Origin of the sequence: Streptomyces sp. NPDC086777 (assembly GCF_040702065.1) — a bacterium.
Classification (GTDB): domain Bacteria; phylum Actinomycetota; class Actinomycetes; order Streptomycetales; family Streptomycetaceae; genus Streptomyces.
On the sequence record NZ_JBFBJI010000032.1, the window covers coordinates 33,903 to 54,113 of the forward strand.

The 20,211-nt window shown below is 70.4% G+C and carries 14 protein-coding genes; 2 read left to right on the plus strand and 12 right to left on the minus strand.

From position 1 onward, the window contains the following. Positions 1–19: 19 nt before the first annotated feature. Both AB0472_RS34300 and AB0472_RS34305 read left to right on the plus strand, forming a co-directional pair. Positions 20–1,801, plus strand: coding sequence for a TIM barrel protein (locus AB0472_RS34300; protein ID WP_366362338.1), 1,782 nt, complete (start codon positions 20–22; stop codon positions 1,799–1,801). A 175-nt stretch (positions 1,802–1,976) separates the two neighbouring features. After that, the gene (locus tag AB0472_RS34305) at positions 1,977–3,848 is read left to right on the plus strand and encodes a glycosyltransferase family 39 protein (protein ID WP_366362340.1); all 1,872 of its coding nucleotides are present in this window, start codon (positions 1,977–1,979) and stop codon (positions 3,846–3,848) included. Positions 3,849–3,860: 12 nt separating this feature from the next. On the opposite strand, the gene AB0472_RS34310 is transcribed toward AB0472_RS34305, so the two are convergent. The 12 genes from AB0472_RS34310 to tal form a co-directional block, all read right to left on the minus strand. Then, positions 3,861–6,722 carry a glycoside hydrolase family 2 TIM barrel-domain containing protein gene (locus tag AB0472_RS34310; protein WP_366362342.1) on the minus strand — a complete coding sequence of 954 codons (2,862 nt, stop codon included), beginning with the start codon at positions 6,720–6,722 and terminating at the stop codon, positions 3,861–3,863. A gap of 25 nt (positions 6,723–6,747) precedes the next feature. After that, on the minus strand, positions 6,748–7,626 hold the full coding sequence (locus tag AB0472_RS34315) for a carbohydrate ABC transporter permease (protein ID WP_366362344.1): 879 nt from the start codon (positions 7,624–7,626) through the stop codon (positions 6,748–6,750). Further along, the gene (locus tag AB0472_RS34320) at positions 7,623–8,588 is read right to left on the minus strand and encodes a sugar ABC transporter permease (RefSeq protein ID WP_366362345.1); all 966 of its coding nucleotides are present in this window, start codon (positions 8,586–8,588) and stop codon (positions 7,623–7,625) included. The genes AB0472_RS34315 and AB0472_RS34320 overlap by 4 nt, the downstream gene beginning before the upstream one ends. A gap of 20 nt (positions 8,589–8,608) precedes the next feature. Next, positions 8,609–9,874 carry a sugar ABC transporter substrate-binding protein gene (locus tag AB0472_RS34325; RefSeq protein ID WP_366362347.1) on the minus strand — a complete coding sequence of 422 codons (1,266 nt, stop codon included), beginning with the start codon at positions 9,872–9,874 and terminating at the stop codon, positions 8,609–8,611. Between the two features lie 250 nt (positions 9,875–10,124). Then, positions 10,125–11,975: a glycoside hydrolase gene (locus tag AB0472_RS34330; protein ID WP_366362349.1), complete on the minus strand. Its 1,851-nt coding sequence runs from the start codon at positions 11,973–11,975 to the stop codon at positions 10,125–10,127. A 10-nt stretch (positions 11,976–11,985) separates the two neighbouring features. Then, positions 11,986–13,233: an ROK family protein gene (locus AB0472_RS34335; RefSeq protein ID WP_366362351.1), complete on the minus strand. Its 1,248-nt coding sequence runs from the start codon at positions 13,231–13,233 to the stop codon at positions 11,986–11,988. Positions 13,234–13,427: 194 nt separating this feature from the next. After that, on the minus strand, positions 13,428–14,021 hold the full coding sequence (locus tag AB0472_RS34340) for a histidine phosphatase family protein (RefSeq protein WP_366362353.1): 594 nt from the start codon (positions 14,019–14,021) through the stop codon (positions 13,428–13,430). Between the two features lie 7 nt (positions 14,022–14,028). Then, positions 14,029–14,904, minus strand: a complete 876-nt coding sequence (gnd, locus tag AB0472_RS34345) for a phosphogluconate dehydrogenase (NAD(+)-dependent, decarboxylating) (RefSeq protein WP_366362355.1) — start codon at positions 14,902–14,904, stop codon at positions 14,029–14,031. 5 nt (positions 14,905–14,909) lie between these two features. Continuing rightward, on the minus strand, positions 14,910–16,550 hold the full coding sequence (gene pgi, locus AB0472_RS34350; RefSeq protein WP_366362357.1) for a glucose-6-phosphate isomerase: 1,641 nt from the start codon (positions 16,548–16,550) through the stop codon (positions 14,910–14,912). After that, positions 16,543–17,478, minus strand: a complete 936-nt coding sequence (gene opcA, locus AB0472_RS34355; RefSeq protein WP_366362359.1) for a glucose-6-phosphate dehydrogenase assembly protein OpcA — start codon at positions 17,476–17,478, stop codon at positions 16,543–16,545. The genes pgi and opcA overlap by 8 nt, the downstream gene beginning before the upstream one ends. After that, positions 17,475–19,043, minus strand: coding sequence for a glucose-6-phosphate dehydrogenase (zwf, locus tag AB0472_RS34360; RefSeq protein ID WP_366362361.1), 1,569 nt, complete (start codon positions 19,041–19,043; stop codon positions 17,475–17,477). Before zwf ends, opcA begins: the two co-directional genes overlap by 4 nt. Then, on the minus strand, positions 19,043–20,185 hold the full coding sequence (gene tal / locus AB0472_RS34365; RefSeq protein WP_366362363.1) for a transaldolase: 1,143 nt from the start codon (positions 20,183–20,185) through the stop codon (positions 19,043–19,045). Before tal ends, zwf begins: the two co-directional genes overlap by 1 nt. Between the last annotated feature and the right edge of the window lie 26 nt (positions 20,186–20,211).

The window sequence follows — 20,211 nt, forward strand, 5'->3', positions numbered from 1 at the left end:
CTCCTCAAGGACAAAGGCAATGCGTACTTCCATCGCTACCGTCTCGCTCAGTGGATCTCTCACCGAGAAGCTCACCGCGGCCGCCCGGGCCGGGTTCGACGGGGTCGAGATCTTCGAGAACGACCTGCTCGCCAGCCCGCTGTCTCCCCGCGAGATACGGACCCGGTGCGCCGATCTCGGGCTGACCGTCGATCTCTACCAGCCCATGCGGGACGTCGAAGCCGTCCCCGACGACGAGTTCGCACGCAATCTGCGACGCGCCCGGCACAAGTTCGAGCTCATGCGGGAGCTGGGCGCCGACACGGTCCTCGTCTGTTCCTCGGTCTCTCCGTTCGCGATCGACGACGACGATCTCGCAGCCGAGCAGCTCTCCGAACTGGCCACGCTCGCACAGCAGTCAGGCGTCCGCGTCGCCTACGAGGCGCTCGCCTGGGGGCGGCACGTCAGTACGTACGACCGCGCCTGGCGGATCGTCGAGGCGGCAGGGCACCCCGCGCTCGGGACGTGTCTCGACAGCTTCCACATCCTCTCGCGGGGGTCCGATCCGAAGGGCATCGAGGAGATACCCGGCGAGAAGATCTTCTTCCTGCAGTTGGCCGACGCCCCATTGCTTGCGATGGACGTGCTCCAGTGGAGCCGGCACCACCGGTGCTTCCCCGGGCAGGGCGGGTTCGACGTCGCCGGGCTGGTGCGGCACGTGCTGCGCACCGGGTACGACGGGCCGCTCTCCCTCGAGGTCTTCAACGACGTCTTCCGGCAGGCCGAGGCCGGACCGACCGCCGTCGACGCGCACCGTTCGCTGCTGGTGCTGCAAGAGGCGGTAGGTGCAGGTGAGCTGCCCGCGCCGGTCGTGCCGACCGGAGTCGCCTTCGCCGAACTGGTCACGCCGGACGCCGAGCCGGTCGCGGCGCTGCTCGGTGCTCTCGGCTTCGCCCGGACCGCGCGTCACCGGAGCAAGCCCGTCGACCTGTGGGAGCAGGGCGAGGCCCGGATCCTGGTCAACACCGGTCCCGTCGCCCGCCGCGACGGCACCGGCCTGGCCGCGATCGGCCTGGAGTCCCCCGACCCACGGGCCGCCGCCCGACGGGCCGAGGCGCTGCTCGCCCCCGTGCTGCCCCGCCGCCGCGCCCCGCAGGACACTCCGCTCGACGCGGTCGCCGCCCCCGACGGCACCGAACTGTTCTTCTGCGCCGCCGGCCGTGATCCGGAACGTGCGGACTGGCGCGCCGACTTCACCGCCGTACCGCACGAACCGGGGGCGGCCGGGGCGCGCATCGACCACCTCGCGCTCACCCAGCCCTGGCACCAGTACGACGAGGCGACCCTCTTCCACCGCAGCGTCCTCGGCCTGCACCCCGAGGAGAGCGTCGACGTCGCCGACCCCTACGGGCTGCTGCGCTCCCGCGCCGTCACCAACGCCGACGGCACCGTCCGGATCGTCCTCGGGGTCGGCGCCGCCCCGGCCGACGACACCCTGCACGCCCAGCACATCGCCCTGGCCGTCCCGGACGTGGTCGCCGCCGCCCGCGCCCTCCGGGCGGCCGGCGGCGGCCTGCTGCCCGTCCCCGCCAACTACCACGACGACCTCGCCGCCCGGTACGAGCTCGCCGACGGTGAGCTGGACACGTACCGCGACCTCGGCATCCTCTACGACCGGGACGCGGGCGGTGTCTTCCGGCACTGCTACACGCGGACGGTCGGCCGGGTCTTCTTCGAACTGGTCGAACGGGATCCCGGATATCGCGGGTACGGCGCCCAGAACGCCCCGGTACGCCTCGCCGCCCAGCACGCCCGGCGGTGAGACACGGGCAGGACTCAGGATTCTTACAACCTCCATGACCGATACTCACGAACATCCTGAATGTTCCTTGACAGCCCGGACGTGACGTTCACCGGAATCCGGTCGTCCTACAGGCCGGAGCAATCCAGGGCGTTCCGGAAGCCCTGGACACCGGGAGTCCTGGAGGCCGTCCGCGATGCCGAGCCCTGTCAGCGCCGAGCCCCTCGAACGTGCCGAGGAGCCGCCGCCCCCGCCGGACCCGGCGCGGAGCCGCACCCGGCGCTACGAGCGCCCGATCCTCGCCGGCATCGCCGCCGTCGCCGCGCTGCTCGACTTCTGGGGCATCTGGCACAGCGCCTACCACACCTTCTACGCGAGCGCGGTCCGCAGCATGACCGACAACCCGGTCGCCTTCCTCTACGGCTCCTTCGACCCGGGCAACTCCATCACCCTGGACAAGCTGCCCGGCTTCCTGTGGCCGCAGGCCCTGTCGGCGCTGGTCCTCGGCTTCCACCCGTGGTCCCTGGTGGTCCCGCAGGCCCTGGAGGGCGTGGCCTCGGTGGTCCTGCTCCACGTGGTGGTACGCCGCTGGGCCGGCGTCCCGGCCGGGCTGCTGGCCGCGGTCTTCCTCACGCTCACCCCGGTGACCGCGGGCCTCGGCCGTTCGGTCACCGAGGACGCGCCGTTCGTCCTGCTGTTGCTGCTGGCCGCCGAGGCCACCCAGCGGGCCACCGCCCGTGCGCGGCTACGCACCCTCGTGCTGGCGGGTGTCTGGGTCGGGGTGGCCTTCCAGTGCAAGATGCTGGAGGCGTGGGCGGTGCTGCCCGCGCTGACCACCACCTACCTGGTGGCCGCTCCGGCCACGCTGCGCCGCCGCCTGCGGGACCTCGCCGTGTCCGGGGCGGTCATGCTGGCGGTGTCCCTGTCCTGGATGCTGGCCGCCGGCCTCACCCCGGCCGCCGCCCGCCCCTATCTCGACGGCACCACCGACAACTCGCCGGTCGCCCTGGTCGTCGGCTACAACTTCCTGACCCGCTTCCAGGCGCTGGGCGTCGACGCGGCCGGCACCGGGAGCATCGTCACCGACCGGGCGCACGGCAGGGCCTCGGCCGGGATGGGGGAGAGCGTCTGGAAGATGTTCAGCCCCGGACTGGCCAGCCAGACGGGCTGGCTGTACCCGCTGGCGGCGCTGGGCCTGGCCGCCGGGCTGTACGGCCTGTGGCGCCGCCGCCCGCCGCGCACCGACCCCTTCCTGGCCGGGTACCTGCTGTGGGGCATCTGGCTCGTGACGTTCTTCCTGGTCTTCAGCTTCGGCAGCGTGACCGGACACACCTACTACATGGGCGTGGTGGCGGTCGGCCTGTCGGCCCTGGCCGCGACGGCCGTGACCCGGGTGCGGCACCGCAGCGTGCTGGGCGCGGTCCTCGCCGTCAACGTCGGCTGGTGCGCGGCCCTCACCCTGTACTACCCGCGCTTCTTCACCTGGTCGGTCGGTGTCGCCGCGGTCCTCGCCCTGCCGGCGCTGGTCCTCTTCGCCGCCGGCGGGTCACGTCCGCGCCGGGCCGCCCTGGCCGTCGCCCTCGCCGCCGTCCTGGTCGTCCCCACGGTCTGGTCCGCCTCCGCGACCTCCCTGCGCTACAACCAGCCCGGCGGGTTCGGCCGGATCGGCCCCGGCAGCACCGTCACCCGCAACGGTGTCGCCGCCCTGGACCCGGCCCAGCGGCACGTTCTCGCCTACCTCACCGCCCACCGCGACGGCGCCCGCTACCTGGCCGCCGTACCCCGCTGGCAGATGGCGGCGCCGTACATCCTCTCGGACAACGCCGCCATCCTCCCGCTCGGCGGCTTCACCGCCCATGTGCCGTACCCGGCGCCCGGGACCTTCCACCACCTGATCGACACCGGACGGCTGCGCTACGTCGTGCTCTCCGCGGACGACCTCACCCGCCGCGCCCGGGGCGCGCGGACCCCGGGCCGGGCCCTGGTCCGCTGGGCCGTCGGCCACTGCGCGCCGGTGCGCGTCTCGGCCTACACCCTGTACCGCTGCGGACCGGGCCACGGAGGGTGAGCGTGCGCCGGATCAGCCGATGTCCGAGAACACGAAGGAGAACTCGGCGGGTCCGGCGTGGAGCTGGTACGGCGGCAGGACACCGGGCCCGCAGGACTGAGAGCCGATGCCGTGCTGGCCGTGGTCCAGGTTGACCCACACCGTGTCACCCGGGATGAGATCACTGCGGTGAGCGGCCGCGTCCAGCTGTTCGGTGGTCCAGCGCCGGGCCGTGAACCAGAACTCCGGGTCGCCCTCGATGCGCAGTCCGCCGAGCTCCGCCCAACGGACGTCCGCGCGGGCCCCGTTCTCCTGCGGACGGAGATACGGCGTCTGCATCTCGTCCACCGTGGACTGCCAACGGCCCACCAGCGAGGCCGCCCTGGTGTCCGGGTACGCCTCGCCCGGGCCGCCGCCGAACCACCGCACACGGTCCGCCGCCGGCAGTCCGAAGCGGACGCCGAGCCGGGGCAGCGGCACCGTCCAGTCGCCGTCGGGGGTCACGGAGACGGTGAGCCGGAGCCGGCTGCCGTCGGTGGTCCACCGGTACACGGTCGCCAGCCCGAACTCCCAGGCGGCGGGCGCCACCCGGGTGCGCACGGTCAGCGCCTCGGCGGACGGCTCCACCGCGTCCAGGCGGTGCCGCATCCGGTGCAGACCGAACTTCCGCCACAGCGCGCCGTACCGGAGGTCGCTCTGCCACGCGGCACCGTCGTCGTTGTCGGTCGTCGCCCGCCACACGTCCAGCCGCAGTCCGGTCACCGCCACCGAGCCGATGCTCCGCAGCGCGCCGCTGCGCGCGTCGAAGACGGCCGGGCCGAGACTGACCGACCCGTCGCCGGACACCACCGGGCCTGCGGACGCGGCGAAGGACGGCGACTGCCGCCCCGAGACCGGGAACCGGCCCCAGGCGACCACGTGCCCCCGCGGTCCCCAGCCGGCGTCCGCCGCCAGCACCGCCCGCACCGTCCACTGCGTCTCGCCGCTGCCGGCGGCGACCGGCGGCTCCGGCAGCTTCACCTCCGCCGACCCACCCGCCGCCAGGGCCGGTACGGTCAGCGAGCCCGACGCCACGGTCTCACCGCCGACCTGGTACGACCACTCGAAGTCCAGCGCGGACAGATCGGCGAAGTCGTACGCGTTGGTGACGTGCACGGTCCCGTTGCCGCCGTCGCCCTCGATGCGGACGGGTTCGATCACCTTCTTGTACTCCACCAGACCGGGGGAGGGCTCCCGGTCCGGGAAGACCAGCCCGTCGCAGACGAAGTTCCCGTCGTGCAGCTCCTCGCCGAAGTCGCCGCCGTACGCGTAGCCGTACCGCTCGTCCTCGATGCCGTGGTCGATCCACTCCCAGATGAAGCCGCCCTGGAGCCGGTCGTAGGACTCGAAGATCCGCTGGTAGTCGGCGAGGCCACCGGGGCCGTTGCCCATCGCGTGCCCGTACTCGCAGAGGATGAAGGGCAGTTGCCGACGCCGGTGGGTACCGCCGTCCAGCCTGCGGCCGATCCGCTCCACCTCGGCGTGGTCGGCGTACATCCGTGAGTAGACGTCCGTGTCCCGGCAGTCGATGTCACCCTCGTAGTGCACGAGCCGTGACGCGTCCCGGCCGTGGATCCACTCGGCCATCGCGGTCAGGCCCCGCCCGGTGCCGGCCTCGTTGCCCAGGGACCAGATCACCACCGAGGGGTGGTTCTTGTCCCGCTCGACCATCCGGGCCGCCCGGTCCAGCAGGGCCGGGGTCCAGCGGTCGTCGTCGACCGGGTTGTCCCGCCAGGCCTGCTCGGTGAAGCCGTGGGTCTCCAGGTCGCACTCGTCGATCACCCACAGGCCGTACTCGTCGCACAGGTCGAGGAAGGCCGGGTGCGGCGGGTAGTGGGAGGTGCGGACGGCGTTGATGTTGTGCCGTTTCATCAGCAGCACGTCCGCGCGCATGGTCTCCGCGTCGAGGGCGCGGCCGTTGCGGGGGTGCCACTCGTGCCGGTTGACGCCCTTGAAGAGGACCGCCCTGCCGTTGACCTTGACCAGCCCGTCCTCGACGACGACGGTCCGGAAGCCGATCCGCAACGGCACCCGCTCGCCCTCGGTGGCCAGCACCCCGTCGTACAGCCTCGGGGTCTCGGCCGTCCACGCCTCGACCGGGACGGTGACCGGCTCGCCGGTGGCGACGTCGACGCCCAGCTCCGGGACGGTCACCCTGCCGGCCACGTCGGAGTCGACGCGCAGGGTGCCCGCGCCGGCGACGTGGTCGTAGGAGGCGTGCACGAAGAAGTCGCGGACGCTGCCCGCCGGGCGGTGCAGGAGGGTCACGTCCCGGAAGATGCCGGGCAGCCACCACTGGTCCTGGTCCTCCAGGTACGAGCCCGCGGACCACTGGTGCACGCGCACGGCCAGCACGTTGCCGGCCGGCTTCAGCAGCTGGCCGACGGCGAACTCGTGCGGCAGCCGGGAGCCCTTGAACTCGCCGATCTCCGTGCCGTTCAGCCACACCCGGGCGCAGGACTCGACGCCGTCGAAGCGCAGCACCGTTTCGCCCTCCGCCGGGTCCCAGCCCGCGGGCAGGTCGAAGAACCGCAGGTGGTCACCGGTGGGGTTCTCGGTCGGGACCCTCGGCGGGTCGACCGGGAACGGGTAGAGGTGGTTCGTGTAGATCGGCGCGCCGTGCCCCTGGAGCACCCAGTGCCCAGGGACCGACACCTCCGCCCAGCCGCCGGCGTCGTACCCCGGCGCGGCGAACGAGGCGTCCTCCGCGTCCGCCGTCGGCGACAGCCGGAACCGCCAACTGCCGTTCAGGGAGAGGGCCGCGGCGTCCGACGCCGGGTACCAGGCACGGGGCGGCAGGGCCCCGGAGCCCGGCGAGACGTCCTCGACGTAGTCGGTGGTGGTGCGCAAAGACATCGGTCTCCAGGTCTTTCGAGGAGGGTCAGCCCTTGATGCCGGTCTGCGCGATCCCCTGGACCAGCCAGCGCTGGAGGAAGAGGAACACGAACACCAGGGGCAGGATGGAGATGGCGGTGGCCATGAAGATCGTGTGGAAGACGACGGTCTGGTTGGTCATGTACGACGAGAGCACCACCTGGACGGTCCACGCTCCCGGATCCTGGCCGATGACCAGCGGCCACAGGAAGGCGTTCCAGGCGCCGATGAAGGTGATGGTGGCGATCGCCGCGAAGAAGTTCAGCGAGTTGGGTACGACGACACGCCAGTACGAACCCCAGTAGCCGAGCCCGTCCACGCGTGCCGCCTCCTCCAGTTCCTTGGGGAACCCCAGGAAGTACTGCCGGAACAGGAAGCAGGTGAAACCACTGAACAGGCCCGGGATGATCAGACCGCGGTAGGTGTCCACCCAGCCGAGCGAGGAGACCAGCACGAAGCTGGGTACGAAGGTCACCGAGGTCGGCACCATCAGGGTGCCCAGGACGAGGTAGAAGATCTTGTTGGCGTGCTGGTAGGGGATACGGGCCAGGGCGTAGCCGGCCAGCGAGCACACCAGCAGGATGCCGACCGTCATGGAGACGGCGACGACCAGCGAGTTCCACATGGAGCGGGCGAAGTCGACCTGTGGGTCGTCGAACAGCTCCTTGATGTTGCCCCACTGGAGGTGCGTGGGGAAGAACTGCCAGCTCGGCCCCGTGATGGCGGCGTCCGTGGTGAGGGAGTTGCGGACCAGGACGTAGAACGGGACGAGGAAGAGGAAGGTGGCGACACCGGTGGCGATCCACAGGCCGGTGTTGCCGAGCAGTCCGCCGCGCCGGCCCTTCGAGGGCGCGGACTTGCGTGTGCCGGGCGTGGTGGTGGTCACTTGGACTCCTCCCCCCTTCCGAAGCCCATGATCTTGCCCTGGAACAGGGTGACGATGATGATCAGCAGGGTCAGGACGACGGCTCCCGCGCTGCCGGCGCCGTAGTCCTGGGACGTGCCCAGGGCAGTGGCGTACAGCTCGACCAGCGGCGGCCGGCCCCAGGTGGTCTTGTCGAGCAGGTTGTAGAACTCGTCGAAGGCCTGGTACGCGGCGATGAGCAGCAGCAGGACCACGGCCGTCGAGGTGGCTCGCAGCTGGGGCAGCGTGATGTACCGGAAGGTCTGCCAGCCCCGCTTGGCACCGTCGATGGCGGCTGCCTCGTACAGCTCGCCCGGGATGTTCTGCAGGGCCGCCAGGAACAGGATCATGTAGAAACCGGACTGCAGCCACAGCCGGAGCGTGACGATGACGAGCCAGTACCAGGGCGGACTCGGCGAGGCCAGCCAGGCCACGCTGTCGATGCCGAACCAGCCGAGGACCGTGTTCAGCAGGCCGAAGCGGACACCGCTGAAGAGGGACATCTTCCATATCAGCGAGGCGGCGACGTAGCTGCACGCCGTCGGCAGGAAGAACACCGACCGGAAGAACGCCCGCATGAACCGGATCCGGTCCACCAGCAGTGCGAGGCCCAGCGACACCCCCCAGGTGGTCGGCACGATGAACGCGGCGAACACGGTGAAGGTGACGAGCGACCCCGTGAACTTGGGGTCCGTCAGCATGTAGGTGTAGTTGTCGAAGCCGACGAACTTGTCCGGTGTGACGGTGAAGCGTGCGTCGAAGAAGCTGAGGTAGAGGCTCCAGCCGATCGGCACGTAGACGAAGACGATCAGCCCGATCAGGAAGGGGCTGATGAAGAGCCAGAAGTTGAGCGTGCGGCTGCCCCGCAGGCCCCGCCGCGGCTTGGCCGGACTGGCCTTCGCCGGGGCGGGGTTCGCGAGGTCGCGCGTGGTGGTCGTCGACATGGTCCGGGCCCGTCCGCGACTTATCCGAAGAGCTTCTTCAGCTCACGGTTGACGGTCTTGTCGCACTGGTCGAGGGCCTGCTCCGGGTCACCGGCCTTGCGGACGCAGTTGGACAGGACGTCCCACGACGCCTGGATCATCGCCTGGGTCCAGCCGATGTTGTCGAAGTGGCCGAACTCGTTGAAGAGCTTCACGCCCTCCGCGGGCAGACCGGACTTGAGCTTCGTGGCCGACGCGGCGATCGAGGTGCGCGGCGGGATGTGGAAGCCGTACGAGGTCGCGAAATCCTCCTGGTCCTTCTTCTGGTCGATCCACAGCCACTTGACGTACTCCTTGGCCGCGTCCACGTTGTCGCCCTTGGCGTTGACGAACATCGACCAGCCGCCGTTGTAGACGGACTGCTTGCCGGAGTCGACCGTCTTCGGGAAGGGGAAGATCCCGAGGTCGTCGCCGAGCACCTTCTGGAACTGAGGCATCGCCCACATACCGCAGAACTGGATGGCACACAGGCCCTGGTTGAGCGAGGACGGGTCCCAGTAGTCGGTCGGGGCGCCGAGCAGCAGGTCGCCGCTGGTGAACAGCTTGCGCAACTTCTTCAGGCCCTCGGCGACGCCGGGCGTGTGATAGGCGATCTGGTTCTTGTCGTCGAGGGTGTCGGCGCCCGCGGACCAGATCAGCGGGCTGATGATCGAGTGCAGGTCGTTGCCGAGGAAGACGCCCTTCATCTTGCTGGTGGTGAGCTTGGCGGCGGCCTCGATCAGCTCGTCGAGGGTCTCCGGGACCTTGACACCGGCCTTCTCGAAGAGCGAGGGCCGGTAGAAGAAGAACTGCGGGTCGTCGATCATCCTGATGCCGTAGATCTTGCCGTCGACCGTGTGCGACTTGATGTCGGCCGGGTTGAAGTCGTCCTTGACGGGGTCGATGAGGTCGCTCAGGTCCGCGACCTGGCCGCTCTTCACCAGCTGGATCTGCGGGTGGAACTCGAACACGTCCGGCGCGCTCTTGGTGAGCAGCGTCGCGAAGAGCTTGCTCTCGTAGTCGGAGCTGGTGATCCACTGGGTGGTCACGTTCGCGCTCTTGTAGCCGGAGGCATACCGCTTCAGCGCCTGCTCCACGCCCGCCTCGCCGTAGGCGTGGTACATCTGCGTGAGCTGCTCGCCCGAACCGGAGCCGCCGCTCCGTCCGTTGTTGCCGCCGCACGCGGCCAGCGTGCCGGCGGCGGCCATGCCCGCGGCCGCGCGGAAGAGAGACCGGCGGGACCAGTTGGTGTTGCTGAGTGCCGACATGCTGACGTCCTTGTCTGTCGAGTGCGGCGGTGCCTCTACGGCCCGTGGGACCTCGGAGACCAGATGGCTGAAAATGCGTCGCGGAGCGGGACGTTAACCTTCGGCTAATGCTTCGGCAAGAGGTTGGACGAAGTCTGCGTGAAACGTTGCACCCGGTTCGGGATGACGAACAGGGCCGAAGGAAAAGCGAGTTGAGGGCCACCGGGTCAGGGAGTGCCCGGCGGCCCTCGGTCGGTGCCGAGGCGTGCGGTTACCGCCTGGTCCAGGCCTCGTTGGCGCCGCTGTTGCAGCTGTAGAGGATCACTTTGCTGCCGTCGGCGGTGGCCTGCCCGCTGACGTCGAGGCATTTGCCGGACGCCTCGCCGAGGATCTGCCCGTTGGCGTTCAGCAGCCACCGCCGGCTCGCGTCACCGGTCGGGTCCGCGGTGGCCGTCAGGCCGGAACCGGAGGCCGTCAGATAGCCGTTCGGGCCCTTCAGGGTGCCCTTCCCGTCGTACGACCAGGACTGGTCCGCCGCGCCCGTGCAGGTGGCGATCGCGGCCCCGGAGGCGTCCGCCGTCAGGCACTTGCCGGACTGCCGACCCGCCAGTGCGCCGGTGACGGCCGAACTGCCGCGGCCCTTCTGGTCGAGGACGTACGTCGTGATCGAGCGGGCGGCGAGGGTGGCCGAGACCGTCCCCGCGGCCACCGACGGCTTCGCCACGTCCGCCCAGTCCTCGGTGGCCGACGTGCGCACCGCCTGCCTGGCCTTCACCGGTGCCGCGTTGTTGAAGTGCAGACTCACCGGGGTGTCGGTGGCGTTCTGGTTGTTGACCACGACCACCCACTTGCCGCCGCTGTCGTACGCCGACACCTCGACCCCGTCCGGCGCCCCGGTCACGTTGTGTGCGACCGAGCCCGGTCTCACGAACTTGCTGTACTGGCCGAGCGCGTAGTACCGCTTGGTGAAGTACAGCGTCTGGTTGCCGTTCGTCGCGTAGTCGGGGTCGTAGTAGATCAGGCCGTCGTTCCAGCCGACGTCGTTCTTCGCGTACGGGTCGGTGCCGTAGCCGCCGGCCAGCGCCACCCACCACTGGAAGGCGGAGTCGTGGGCGCTCGCGAAGTCCTTGTAGATGATCCGGGACATCAGCAGGGCGTTGTCGATGGACGGGTCGTACTCCTGGTTCCAGCCCGTCGAGCCCTTGCCGAAGCAGCAGATCTCGCTGGCCCAGGACTTCTGGCCGACCGCCCTCGACGTCTCGTAGACGTTGCCGAGCTGGCCGTCGCTGGGGTTGTTGTACGTGTGGTGGGCGAGCGCGGACACGTACTGCGCGGTGCCGGGCTGCGAGATCCACTGCGGGAGCTCGGAGACGAACTGGGTGGTCTGGCTCGACTCGTCCGCGATGACCGTCGTCCTCTGGTGCCGGGCCCGCTGCTCGGCGCCGAGCGCCCGCACGATGTCGTCGCGCTGGTCGACCGTGACCTGCATGCCCTCCTGGCCGCACGAACCGAAGTCGTCGTCCGGCTCGTTGAAGGGGCTGATGTAGTCCAGTTCCACGCCCTGGCGGGAGAAGTGGTCCGTGACGTCGGCGATGTACTTGGCGTAAGCCGTCTCGTCCTCGGGCTTCAGCCGGCCGCCACAGCTCTGCCCGTTGGTGGTCCACCGGGCGGGGGCGCTGTTGACGAAGCCGATCAGGTCCTCGACGCCGTACTTCGCCGCGTACCCGAGGAACGTCCGGCCTCCCTTGTCCCTGCTCCAGTCGTAGGAGCCGTCGGAGGTCAGGAAGTCCTCGGCCACCCGGGCCGGGGTGGTGACCGCGGCCCCGCCCCCGCCGATGTTGTAGCGGTACGAGCTGAGGTCCAGGCCCTGCTTGGAGAAGAGCAGCTTCGCCACCCGGGCCTGCACCTTGGGGGAGAAGTGCTGGAGGTCGTTGACCCACCAGGCGCCCGAGGCGCCGATGTCGTCGATGGTCTGCGCGGCGTGCGGGGAGACCTCGGCGGCGGGTGCGCCGGCGGTGGCAGCCGAGGTGGGCGGGGCGGATACCAGGGGTCCGGCGACGGCCAGTGCGGCCGCGGCCGTCAGGAGGACCGATCTCCTGCGGTGAAGGTGGGACACGTGCATCCTTCCGTCGTCATGAAGGTGGCGCGGTACGGCTCCGTGCGGTGGTGATGGTGCGTCTGGCGGTCCGCTGCCCCACCGCCAGCAGGGCGCCCTCCAGGGCGAACGTGGCCGCGCCCAGGCAGACCGGGTCGGTGGGGATGGGGGAGAGGACGATCTCGGTGGCGGCGAACGGCCGCCCGAGCGCGTGCCGCCGGACGGCCTCGCGCACCTCGTCGAGCAGGGGGGTGCCCAGCCTCCGGGCGACCCAGCTGCTGAGCACGACCACTTCGGGGTTGTACAGGTTCACCAGGTCCGCGATGCCCGCGCCCAGGTAACGGGCGGTGTCGCGGACCACCTCGACGGCCACCGGATCGCCCGCGGCCACCCCGTCGGCCAGCGCGTCGACCGTGGCCGTCTGGTCCCCGGGGTGCAGCAGCGGGCTCTCCGGGCTCCGCTCGCGCAGGTTCAGCATGATGCCGGGGGCGCCGACGTACGTCTCGACGCAGCCGTGGTTGCCGCAGTGGCACGGCCGCCCGTCCAGGACGAGCGTCGTATGACCCCACTCCCCGGCGCTGTTGCTCACGCCCCGGTACAGCCCGCCCCCGAGCACCAGCCCGGCGCCGACGCCCGTGCCGAGGTTCACCACCACGGCGTCCCCGCGCCCGCGCGCCGCCCCGAACCACTGCTCGGCCACCGCACACGCCCGCAGCGGGTTGTCCAGGTGCAGCGGGTAGGCGACGTGCTCGGCGAGCAGGTCGAGCAACGGCACGTCGTGCCAGTCCCAGTTGGGCGCGTACTCGGCGATGCCGGTGGCCCGGTCCACCTGCCCCGGCACGCTCACCCCGACGCCCAGCACCCGCGCGCCCTCGACGCCGGCCTGCGCCACCACCGACCCGACGGCCGTGGCCACCTGGCCGACCGCCTGCTCGGGGCGGCTCTGCCCGGGGCGCATGTCCTCCACCGCGCGGGCCAGCACGTTCAGCCCCAGGTCGAACAGCTCCACCCGGACGTACGTCTCCGCCATGTCGACACCGATCAGCGCGCCGCCCGCGCAGTTGACGGCGACAAGGCCGCGGGGCCGGCCGCCGGCCGAGTCCTCGAAGCCGACCTCGGTGATCATCCGGAGGTCGAGCAGCTCCCCGACGAGGGTGGCGACCGTGGCGACGCTCAGTCCGGTGGCGGCCGCCAGCGTCTGCCGGGAGGTGGGGGACCGGGCGATGATCTGGCGCAGCACCTCGTAGCGGTTCGCGGTGCGGATGTCACGCGACGTGCGCTTCACGCGGCTGCCCCTCCCATCCCGTGGCGGTCGGGCCGGGGCGTACGACGGCACCGGCGCGGCGTCAGGCTATGGGCTTCGCGGGACTTTCGACAAGGGGTTAGGAAATGGGCCATAGAAACAGGCATGACGGCTGTCGGGGGCCAACACGGCGAAACGGCCCGCCGGTTGTCACCGGCGGGCCGTGGCGAGGTTCCCTATGGCTGCTTGTTCCACTCGGCGATCACGGGCCACCCGTGCTCGGTGGAGAGCCGGCTGACCGTCCCGGTCGCCAGCTGGAACAGCCGGCCCTCGGCGGGCGGCAGCCCCAGGCGGCGGGCGGTCAGCACGCGCAGGAAGTGGGCGTGGGCCACCAGGACCACGTCACCCGTGCCGGAGGCCAGCGCCGTCTCGATCTTCCTGAGCACCCGGTCGGCCCGCTCGCCGATCTGCTCCGGCGACTCGCCGGGATGGTCCTGGGGGCCCGGTGGGACGCCGTCGGTCCACAGGTACCAGTCGGGACGGGTGCGGTGGATCTCCGCCGTGGTGATGCCCTCGTAGCCCCCGTAGTCCCATTCGTGCAGGTCGGGGTCGGGTACCACCCCGGTCAGACCGGCCAGTTCGGCGGTGCGTACCGCGCGGTCCAGCGGGCTGGACAGTGCCAGTGCGTAGGTCCGGTCGGTGAGGAGCGGGGCGAGGGACTTGGCCTGTTCCTCGCCGTGCTGGGTGAGGGGCAGGTCGGTCCAGCTGGTGTGCTGGCCCGACACGCTCCACTCCGTCTCACCGTGGCGGACCAGGAGGAGGTCCCCCACGGCACACCTACTTCGACTCGACGGCGTGGCCGCCGAACTGGTTGCGCAGCGCCGCGATCATCTTCATCTGCGGGGAGTCGTCCTGGCGGGACGCGAACCGGGCGAAGAGGGAGGCCGTGATGGCCGGCAGCGGCACCGCGTTGTCGATGGCCGCCTCGACGGTCCAGCGGCCCTCGCCGGAGTCCTGCGCGAAGCCCTTCAGCTTGTCCAGGTGCTCGTCGTCGTCCAGGGCGTTGACCGCGAGGTCGAGCAGCCAGGAGCGGATGACGGTGCCCTCCTGCCAGGAGCGGAAGACCTCGCGGACGTTGTCCACGGACTTGACCTTCTCCAGAAGCTCCCAGCCCTCGGCGTACGCCTGCATCATGGCGTACTCGATGCCGTTGTGGACCATCTTGGAGAAGTGTCCGGCGCCGACCCTGCCGGCGTGGACGTACCCGTACGGGCCCTCCGGCTTGAGCGCCTCGAAGACCGGGTGGAGACGCTCGACGTGCTCCTTGTCGCCGCCGACCATCAGCGCGTAGCCGTTCTGCAGGCCCCACACGCCGCCGGAGACACCGGCGTCGACGAAGCCGATGCCCTTGATGCCGAGTTCGGCGGCGTGCTTCTCGTCGTCCGTCCAGCGGGAGTTGCCGCCGTCGACGACGGTGTCGCCCTCGGACAGCAGGTCCTTGAGCTCGTCGACCACGGACTGGGTGGCGTGGCCCGCCGGGACCATCACCCACACCACGCGCGGGGCGTCGAGCTTCTCGACCAGCTCCTCGAGCGATTTGACGTCGGAGACGTCCGGATTGCGGTCGTAGCCGATGACGGTGTGGCCGGCGCGGCGGATCCGCTCGCGCATGTTGGCGCCCATCTTGCCGAGGCCGATCAGTCCGAGCTGCATGTCATTCACTTCCTAAGCGTTCGGTACGTCGAGACGAGGGCGGTGGTGGACGGGTCGAGGCCGGGCACGTCCGCGCCCTCCGTCAGCGCGGGCTCGATACGCTTGGCGAGCACCTTGCCCAGCTCCACGCCCCACTGGTCGAAGGAGTCGATGTTCCAGATCGCGCCCTGCACGAAGACCTTGTGCTCGTACAGAGCGACCAGCTGGCCCAGGACCGACGGGGTGAGTTCCTTCGCGAGGATGGTCGTCGTCGGGTGGTTGCCCTTGAAGGTGCGGTGCGCCACCTGCTCCTCGGCCACGCCCTCCGCGCGGACCTCCTGCGCCGTCTTGCCGAAGGCCAGCGCCTGGGTCTGGGCGAAGAAGTTCGCCATCAGCAGGTCGTGCTGCGCCTTGAGTTCATCGCTCAGCTCGGCGACGGGCTCGGCGAAGCCGATGAAGTCCGCCGGGATCAGCTTGGTGCCCTGGTGGATCAACTGGTAGTACGCGTGCTGGCCGTTGGTGCCGGGCGTACCCCACACCACCGGGCCGGTCTGCCACTGCACCGGACGGCCCTCCCGGTCCACCGACTTGCCGTTGGACTCCATGTCCAGCTGCTGCAGGTAGGCGGTGAACTTGGAGAGGTAGTGCGAGTACGGCAGCACCGCGTGCGACTGTGCGTCGAAGAAGTTGCCGTACCAGACGCCCAACAGGCCCAGCAGCAGCGGCGCGTTGGCCTCGGCGGGGGCGGTGCGGAAGTGCTCGTCGACCAGGTGGAAGCCGTCCAGCATCTCGCGGAAGCGGTCCGGGCCGATGGCGATCATCAGGGAGAGGCCGATCGCCGAGTCGTAGGAGTAGCGGCCGCCGACCCAGTCCCAGAACTCGAACATGTTGTCCGGGTCGATGCCGAACTCCGTCACCTTGCCGGCGTTCGTGGAAAGGGCCACGAAGTGCTTGGCCACGGCCTTCTCGTCGCCGCCCAGCCCGTCAAGGAGCCAAGTGCGCGCCGAGGTCGCGTTGGTGATCGTCTCGATCGTGGTGAACGTCTTCGACGCGACGATGAACAGCGTCTCCGCCGGGTCCAGGTCGCGGGTCGCCTCGTGCAGGTCGGCGCCGTCCACGTTGGACACGAAACGGAAGGTCAACTCCCGTGCGGTGAAGGCCCGCAGGGCCTCGTAGGCCATCGCCGGGCCGAGGTCCGAGCCGCCGATGCCGATGTTGACGACGTTCCTGATGCGCCTGCCGGTGTGGCCGGTCCACTCGCCGGAGCGGACCCGCTCGGCGAAGGCGCTCATCTTGTCGAGGACGGCGTGCACGCCGGGGACGACGTTCACCCCGTCGACCTCGACCACCGCGTCGCGCGGGGCGCGCAGGGCGGTGTGCAGGACCGCCCGCCGCTCGGTGATGTTGATCTTCTCGCCGCGGAACATGGCGTCCCGCAGCCCGAACACGTCGGTGGCGGTGGCCAGTTCCCGGAGCAGGGCGAGGGTCTCGTCCGTGATCAGGTGCTTGCTGTAGTCGATGTACAGGTCGCCGGCCCGTACGACGTACCGCTCGGCGCGCGCCGGGTCGGCCGCGAACAGCTCACGCAGGACGGGCTGGCCTTCGGCCCGGTGGTCCTCCAGGGCGGCCCACTCGGGCCGCCGGGTGAGCTCGGGGGTGTCAGGCATGGGAGACGGTCTCCTTGGTGCCCTCGCCCCGCAGGGCGACGGCGTACATCTCGTCGGCGTCGAGGCGGCGCAGTTCCTCGGCGATCAGTTCGGAGGTGGAGCGGACCTTCAGGGCGAGGGTGCGCGGCGGCTGGCCCGGCAGGGTCAGGGTGGCCAGCGGGCCCTCGGGGCGGTCGATGACGATCTCGCCGGTGGCGGTACCGAGCCGTACCTTCGTGACGACCGGGCCGGGGGAGACCACGCGGTCCACCTTGACCTTGAGGCGCGCCTCCAGCCAGCGGGCGAGGAGTTCGGCGCTGGGGTTGTCCGCCTCGGCCTCCACGGCCGCCGAGGTCACGTCGACCCGGGCCTGGTCGAGGGCGGCGGCCAGCATGGACCGCCACAGGGTGAGCCGGGTCCAGGCGAGGTCGGTGTCGCCGGGCGCGTAGTTGCGGGCGCGGGTCTCCAGGACCTCCATCGGCCGCTCGACCGCGTACAGGTCGGTGATCCGGCGCTGGGCGAGGGCGCCCAGCGGGTCCTTGGACGGCGTCTCCGGGGCCTCCACCGGCCACCAGACCACCACCGGGGCGTCCGGCAGCAGCAGCGGCAGCACCACCGAGTCGGCGTGGTCGGAGACCTCGCCGTAGGTGCGCAGCACGACCGTCTCGCCGGTGCCGGCCTCCGAGCCGACCCGGACCTCCGCGTCGAGACGGGAGGTGGTGCGGTCGCGCAGGGTGCGGGCGTGCCGCTTGATGACGACCAGGGTGCGCGAGGGGTGCTCGTGCGAGGCCTCCTCGGCCGCCTTGATCGAGTCGTAGGCGTTCTCCTCGTCCGTGACGATCACCATCGTCAGGACCATGCCCACGGCGGGCGTGCCGATGGCGCGGCGACCCTGCACCAGCGCCTTGTTGATCTTGCTTGCCGTGGTGTCGGTCAGGTCGATCTTCATGGCCTGCGCCAGCTCCGTCCGTCTCGTGCGAGCATCTCGTCGGCTTCCTGCGGTCCCCAGCTGCCCGACTCGTACTGTGCGGGCTTACCATGCTTGGCCCAGTACGTCTCGATCGGGTCGAGGATCTTCCAGGACTCTTCCACTTCCTGGTGACGAGGGAACAAATTGGCGTCGCCGAGCAGCACGTCCAGGATGAGCCGCTCGTACGCCTCCGGGCTGGACTCCGTGAACGACTCGCCGTACGCGAAGTCCATCGTCACGTCCCGGATCTCCATCGAGGTGCCCGGCACCTTGGAGCCGAACCGGACGGTCATGCCCTCGTCGGGCTGGACGCGGATGACGATCGCGTTCGCGCCGAGCTCCTCGGTGGCCGTGGAGTCGAAGGGGGAGTGCGGGGCCCGCTTGAAGACCACCGCGATCTCGGTGACGCGGCGGCCGAGGCGCTTGCCGGTGCGCAGGTAGAAGGGGACGCCCGCCCAGCGGCGGTTGTCGATGCCGAGCTTGACGGCCGCGAAGGTGTCGGTCTTCGACCTGGGATCGATGCCGTCCTCCTGGAGGTAGCCGATCACCTTCTCGCCGCCCTGCCAGCCCTCGGCGTACTGGCCGCGCACGGTGTGCCGGCCGAGGTCCTCCGGCAGCCGCACCGACTTCAGGACCTTCAGCTTCTCGGTGAGCAGCGCGTCCGCGTCGAACGCGATCGGCTCCTCCATCGCGGTGAGGGCCATCAGCTGCAGCAGGTGGTTCTGGATGACGTCACGGGCCGAGCCGATGCCGTCGTAGTACCCCGCGCGGCCGCCGATGCCGATGTCCTCGGCCATCGTGATCTGCACGTGGTCGACGTACGACCGGTTCCAGATCGGCTCGTACATCTGGTTGGCGAAGCGCAGCGCCAGGATGTTCTGGACGGTCTCCTTGCCGAGGTAGTGGTCGATCCGGAACACCTGGTCCGGGTCGAACACGTCGTGCACGACCGCGTTCAGGTCCTGCGCGGAGGCCAGGTCGTGCCCGAACGGCTTCTCGATGACCGCCCGGCGCCAGGAGCCCTCCGGCGGGGTCGCCAGGCCGACCTTCTTCAGCTGCTGGACGACCTTCGGGAAGAACTTCGGCGGTACGGAGAGGTAGAACGCGAAGTTGCCGCCGGTGCCCCGGGAGGAGTCCAGCTCGTCGACGGCCGACTTCAGCTGCTTGAACGCCGTGTCGTCGTCGAAGTCACCGGGGATGAACCGCATGCCCTCGGCCAGCTGCTGCCAGACCTCCTCCTGGAACGGGGTCCGGGCGTGCTCGCGCACCGCGTCGTGGACGACCTGCGCGAAGTCCTGGTCCTCCCAGTCCCGGCGGGCGAAGCCGACGAGTGAGAAGCCCGGCGGCAGCAGACCGCGGTTGGCCAGGTCGTAGATCGCCGGCATCAGCTTCTTGCGGGACAGGTCGCCGGTCACCCCGAAGATGACCAGGCCCGACGGGCCCGCGACCCGCGGCAGCCGCCGGTCGCGCGCGTCGCGCAACGGGTTGTCCCAGTCGGCCGCGGGCACCACCGGCACCCGCACCTCCTTGGCGGTCTCGCTCATTACGCCTCAACTCCCTTGCTGTCCAGGGACTTCGTGACGGCGTCCAGCAGGTCCTGCCAGGCCACCTCGAACTTGGCGACGCCCTCGTCCTCCAGCTTGCCCACCACCTCGTCGTAGGAGATGCCGAGCCGCTCCACCGCCTCCAGGTCCGCACGGGCCTGCGCGTAGCCGCCGGTCACCGTGTCGCCGTGGATGTCACCGTGGTCGGCGGTCGCGTTCAGCGTCGCCTCCGGCATGGTGTTGACGGTGCCCGGGGCCACCAGCTCGTCGACGTAGAGGGTGTCCTTGTACGCCGGGTCCTTCACGCCGGTGGAGGCCCACAGCGGACGCTGCCTGTTGGCGCCGGCCGCCGACAGCGCCGCCCAGCGCTCGCCGGCGAAGACCTGCTCGTACGCCTCGTAGGCGAGTCGCGCGTTGGCCAGCGCCGCCCGGCCCTTCAGCGCGAGCGCCTCGTCCGTCCCTATGACGGTCAGCCGCTTGTCGATCTCGCTGTCGACGCGGGAGACGAAGAAGGACGCCACGGAGTGGATCGCCGAGAGGTCCAGGCCCTTGGCCGCGGCCTGCTCCAGGCCGGCCAGGTAGGCGTCCATGACCTCGCGGTAGCGCTCCAGGGAGAAGATCAGCGTGACGTTGACGCTGATGCCCTCGGCGACGACCGCGGTGATCGCCGGGAGACCGGCCTTCGTCGCCGGGATCTTGATCATCACGTTGGGGCGGTCGACCAGCCAGAAGAGCTGCTTGGCCTCGGCGACGGTGGCGGCGGTGCGGTGGGCGAGGCGGGGGTCGACCTCGATGGAGACCCGCCCGTCGGCGCCGTGTGACACATCGTATACAGAATGCAGGATGTCGGCCGCGGCCCGCACGTCCTGCGTCGTCATCATGCGCACGGCCTCCTCGACCGTGACCCCCCGCACGGCCAGGTCGGCCAGCTGCTCTTCGTAGCCCTCGCCGGAGCCGATGGCGGCCTGGAAGATCGACGGGTTCGTGGTCACGCCCACGACGTTCTTCTCCGCGACGAGCCCGGCGAGGTTGCCGGTGCTGATCCGCTTGCGCGACAGGTCGTCCAGCCAGATCGAGACGCCCTCGTCGGTCAGGCGCTTCAGTGCTCCCGCGGTGGCGGTTGCTTCGGTCACAGTGATCATCTTCCTCTACTGAACGGTTTCTGGCT

What these genes read in the sequence shown, in the direction of transcription:
- AB0472_RS34300 (WP_366362338.1), top strand. Translation starts at nt 20, where the DNA reads ATGCGTACTTCCATCGCTACCGTCTCGCTCAGTGGATCTCTCACCGAG.
- AB0472_RS34305 (WP_366362340.1), top strand. Translation starts at nt 1,977, where the DNA reads ATGCCGAGCCCTGTCAGCGCCGAGCCCCTCGAACGTGCCGAGGAGCCG.
- AB0472_RS34310 (WP_366362342.1), bottom strand. Translation starts at nt 6,722, where the DNA reads ATGTCTTTGCGCACCACCACCGACTACGTCGAGGACGTCTCGCCGGGC.
- AB0472_RS34320 (WP_366362345.1), bottom strand. Translation starts at nt 8,588, where the DNA reads ATGTCGACGACCACCACGCGCGACCTCGCGAACCCCGCCCCGGCGAAG.
- AB0472_RS34325 (WP_366362347.1), bottom strand. Translation starts at nt 9,874, where the DNA reads ATGTCGGCACTCAGCAACACCAACTGGTCCCGCCGGTCTCTCTTCCGC.
- AB0472_RS34330 (WP_366362349.1), bottom strand. Translation starts at nt 11,975, where the DNA reads ATGCACGTGTCCCACCTTCACCGCAGGAGATCGGTCCTCCTGACGGCC.
- gnd (WP_366362355.1), bottom strand. Translation starts at nt 14,904, where the DNA reads ATGCAGCTCGGACTGATCGGCCTCGGCAAGATGGGCGCCAACATGCGC.
- pgi (WP_366362357.1), bottom strand. Translation starts at nt 16,550, where the DNA reads ATGCCTGACACCCCCGAGCTCACCCGGCGGCCCGAGTGGGCCGCCCTG.
- opcA (WP_366362359.1), bottom strand. Translation starts at nt 17,478, where the DNA reads ATGAAGATCGACCTGACCGACACCACGGCAAGCAAGATCAACAAGGCG.
- zwf (WP_366362361.1), bottom strand. Translation starts at nt 19,043, where the DNA reads ATGAGCGAGACCGCCAAGGAGGTGCGGGTGCCGGTGGTGCCCGCGGCC.
- tal (WP_366362363.1), bottom strand. Translation starts at nt 20,185, where the DNA reads ATGATCACTGTGACCGAAGCAACCGCCACCGCGGGAGCACTGAAGCGC.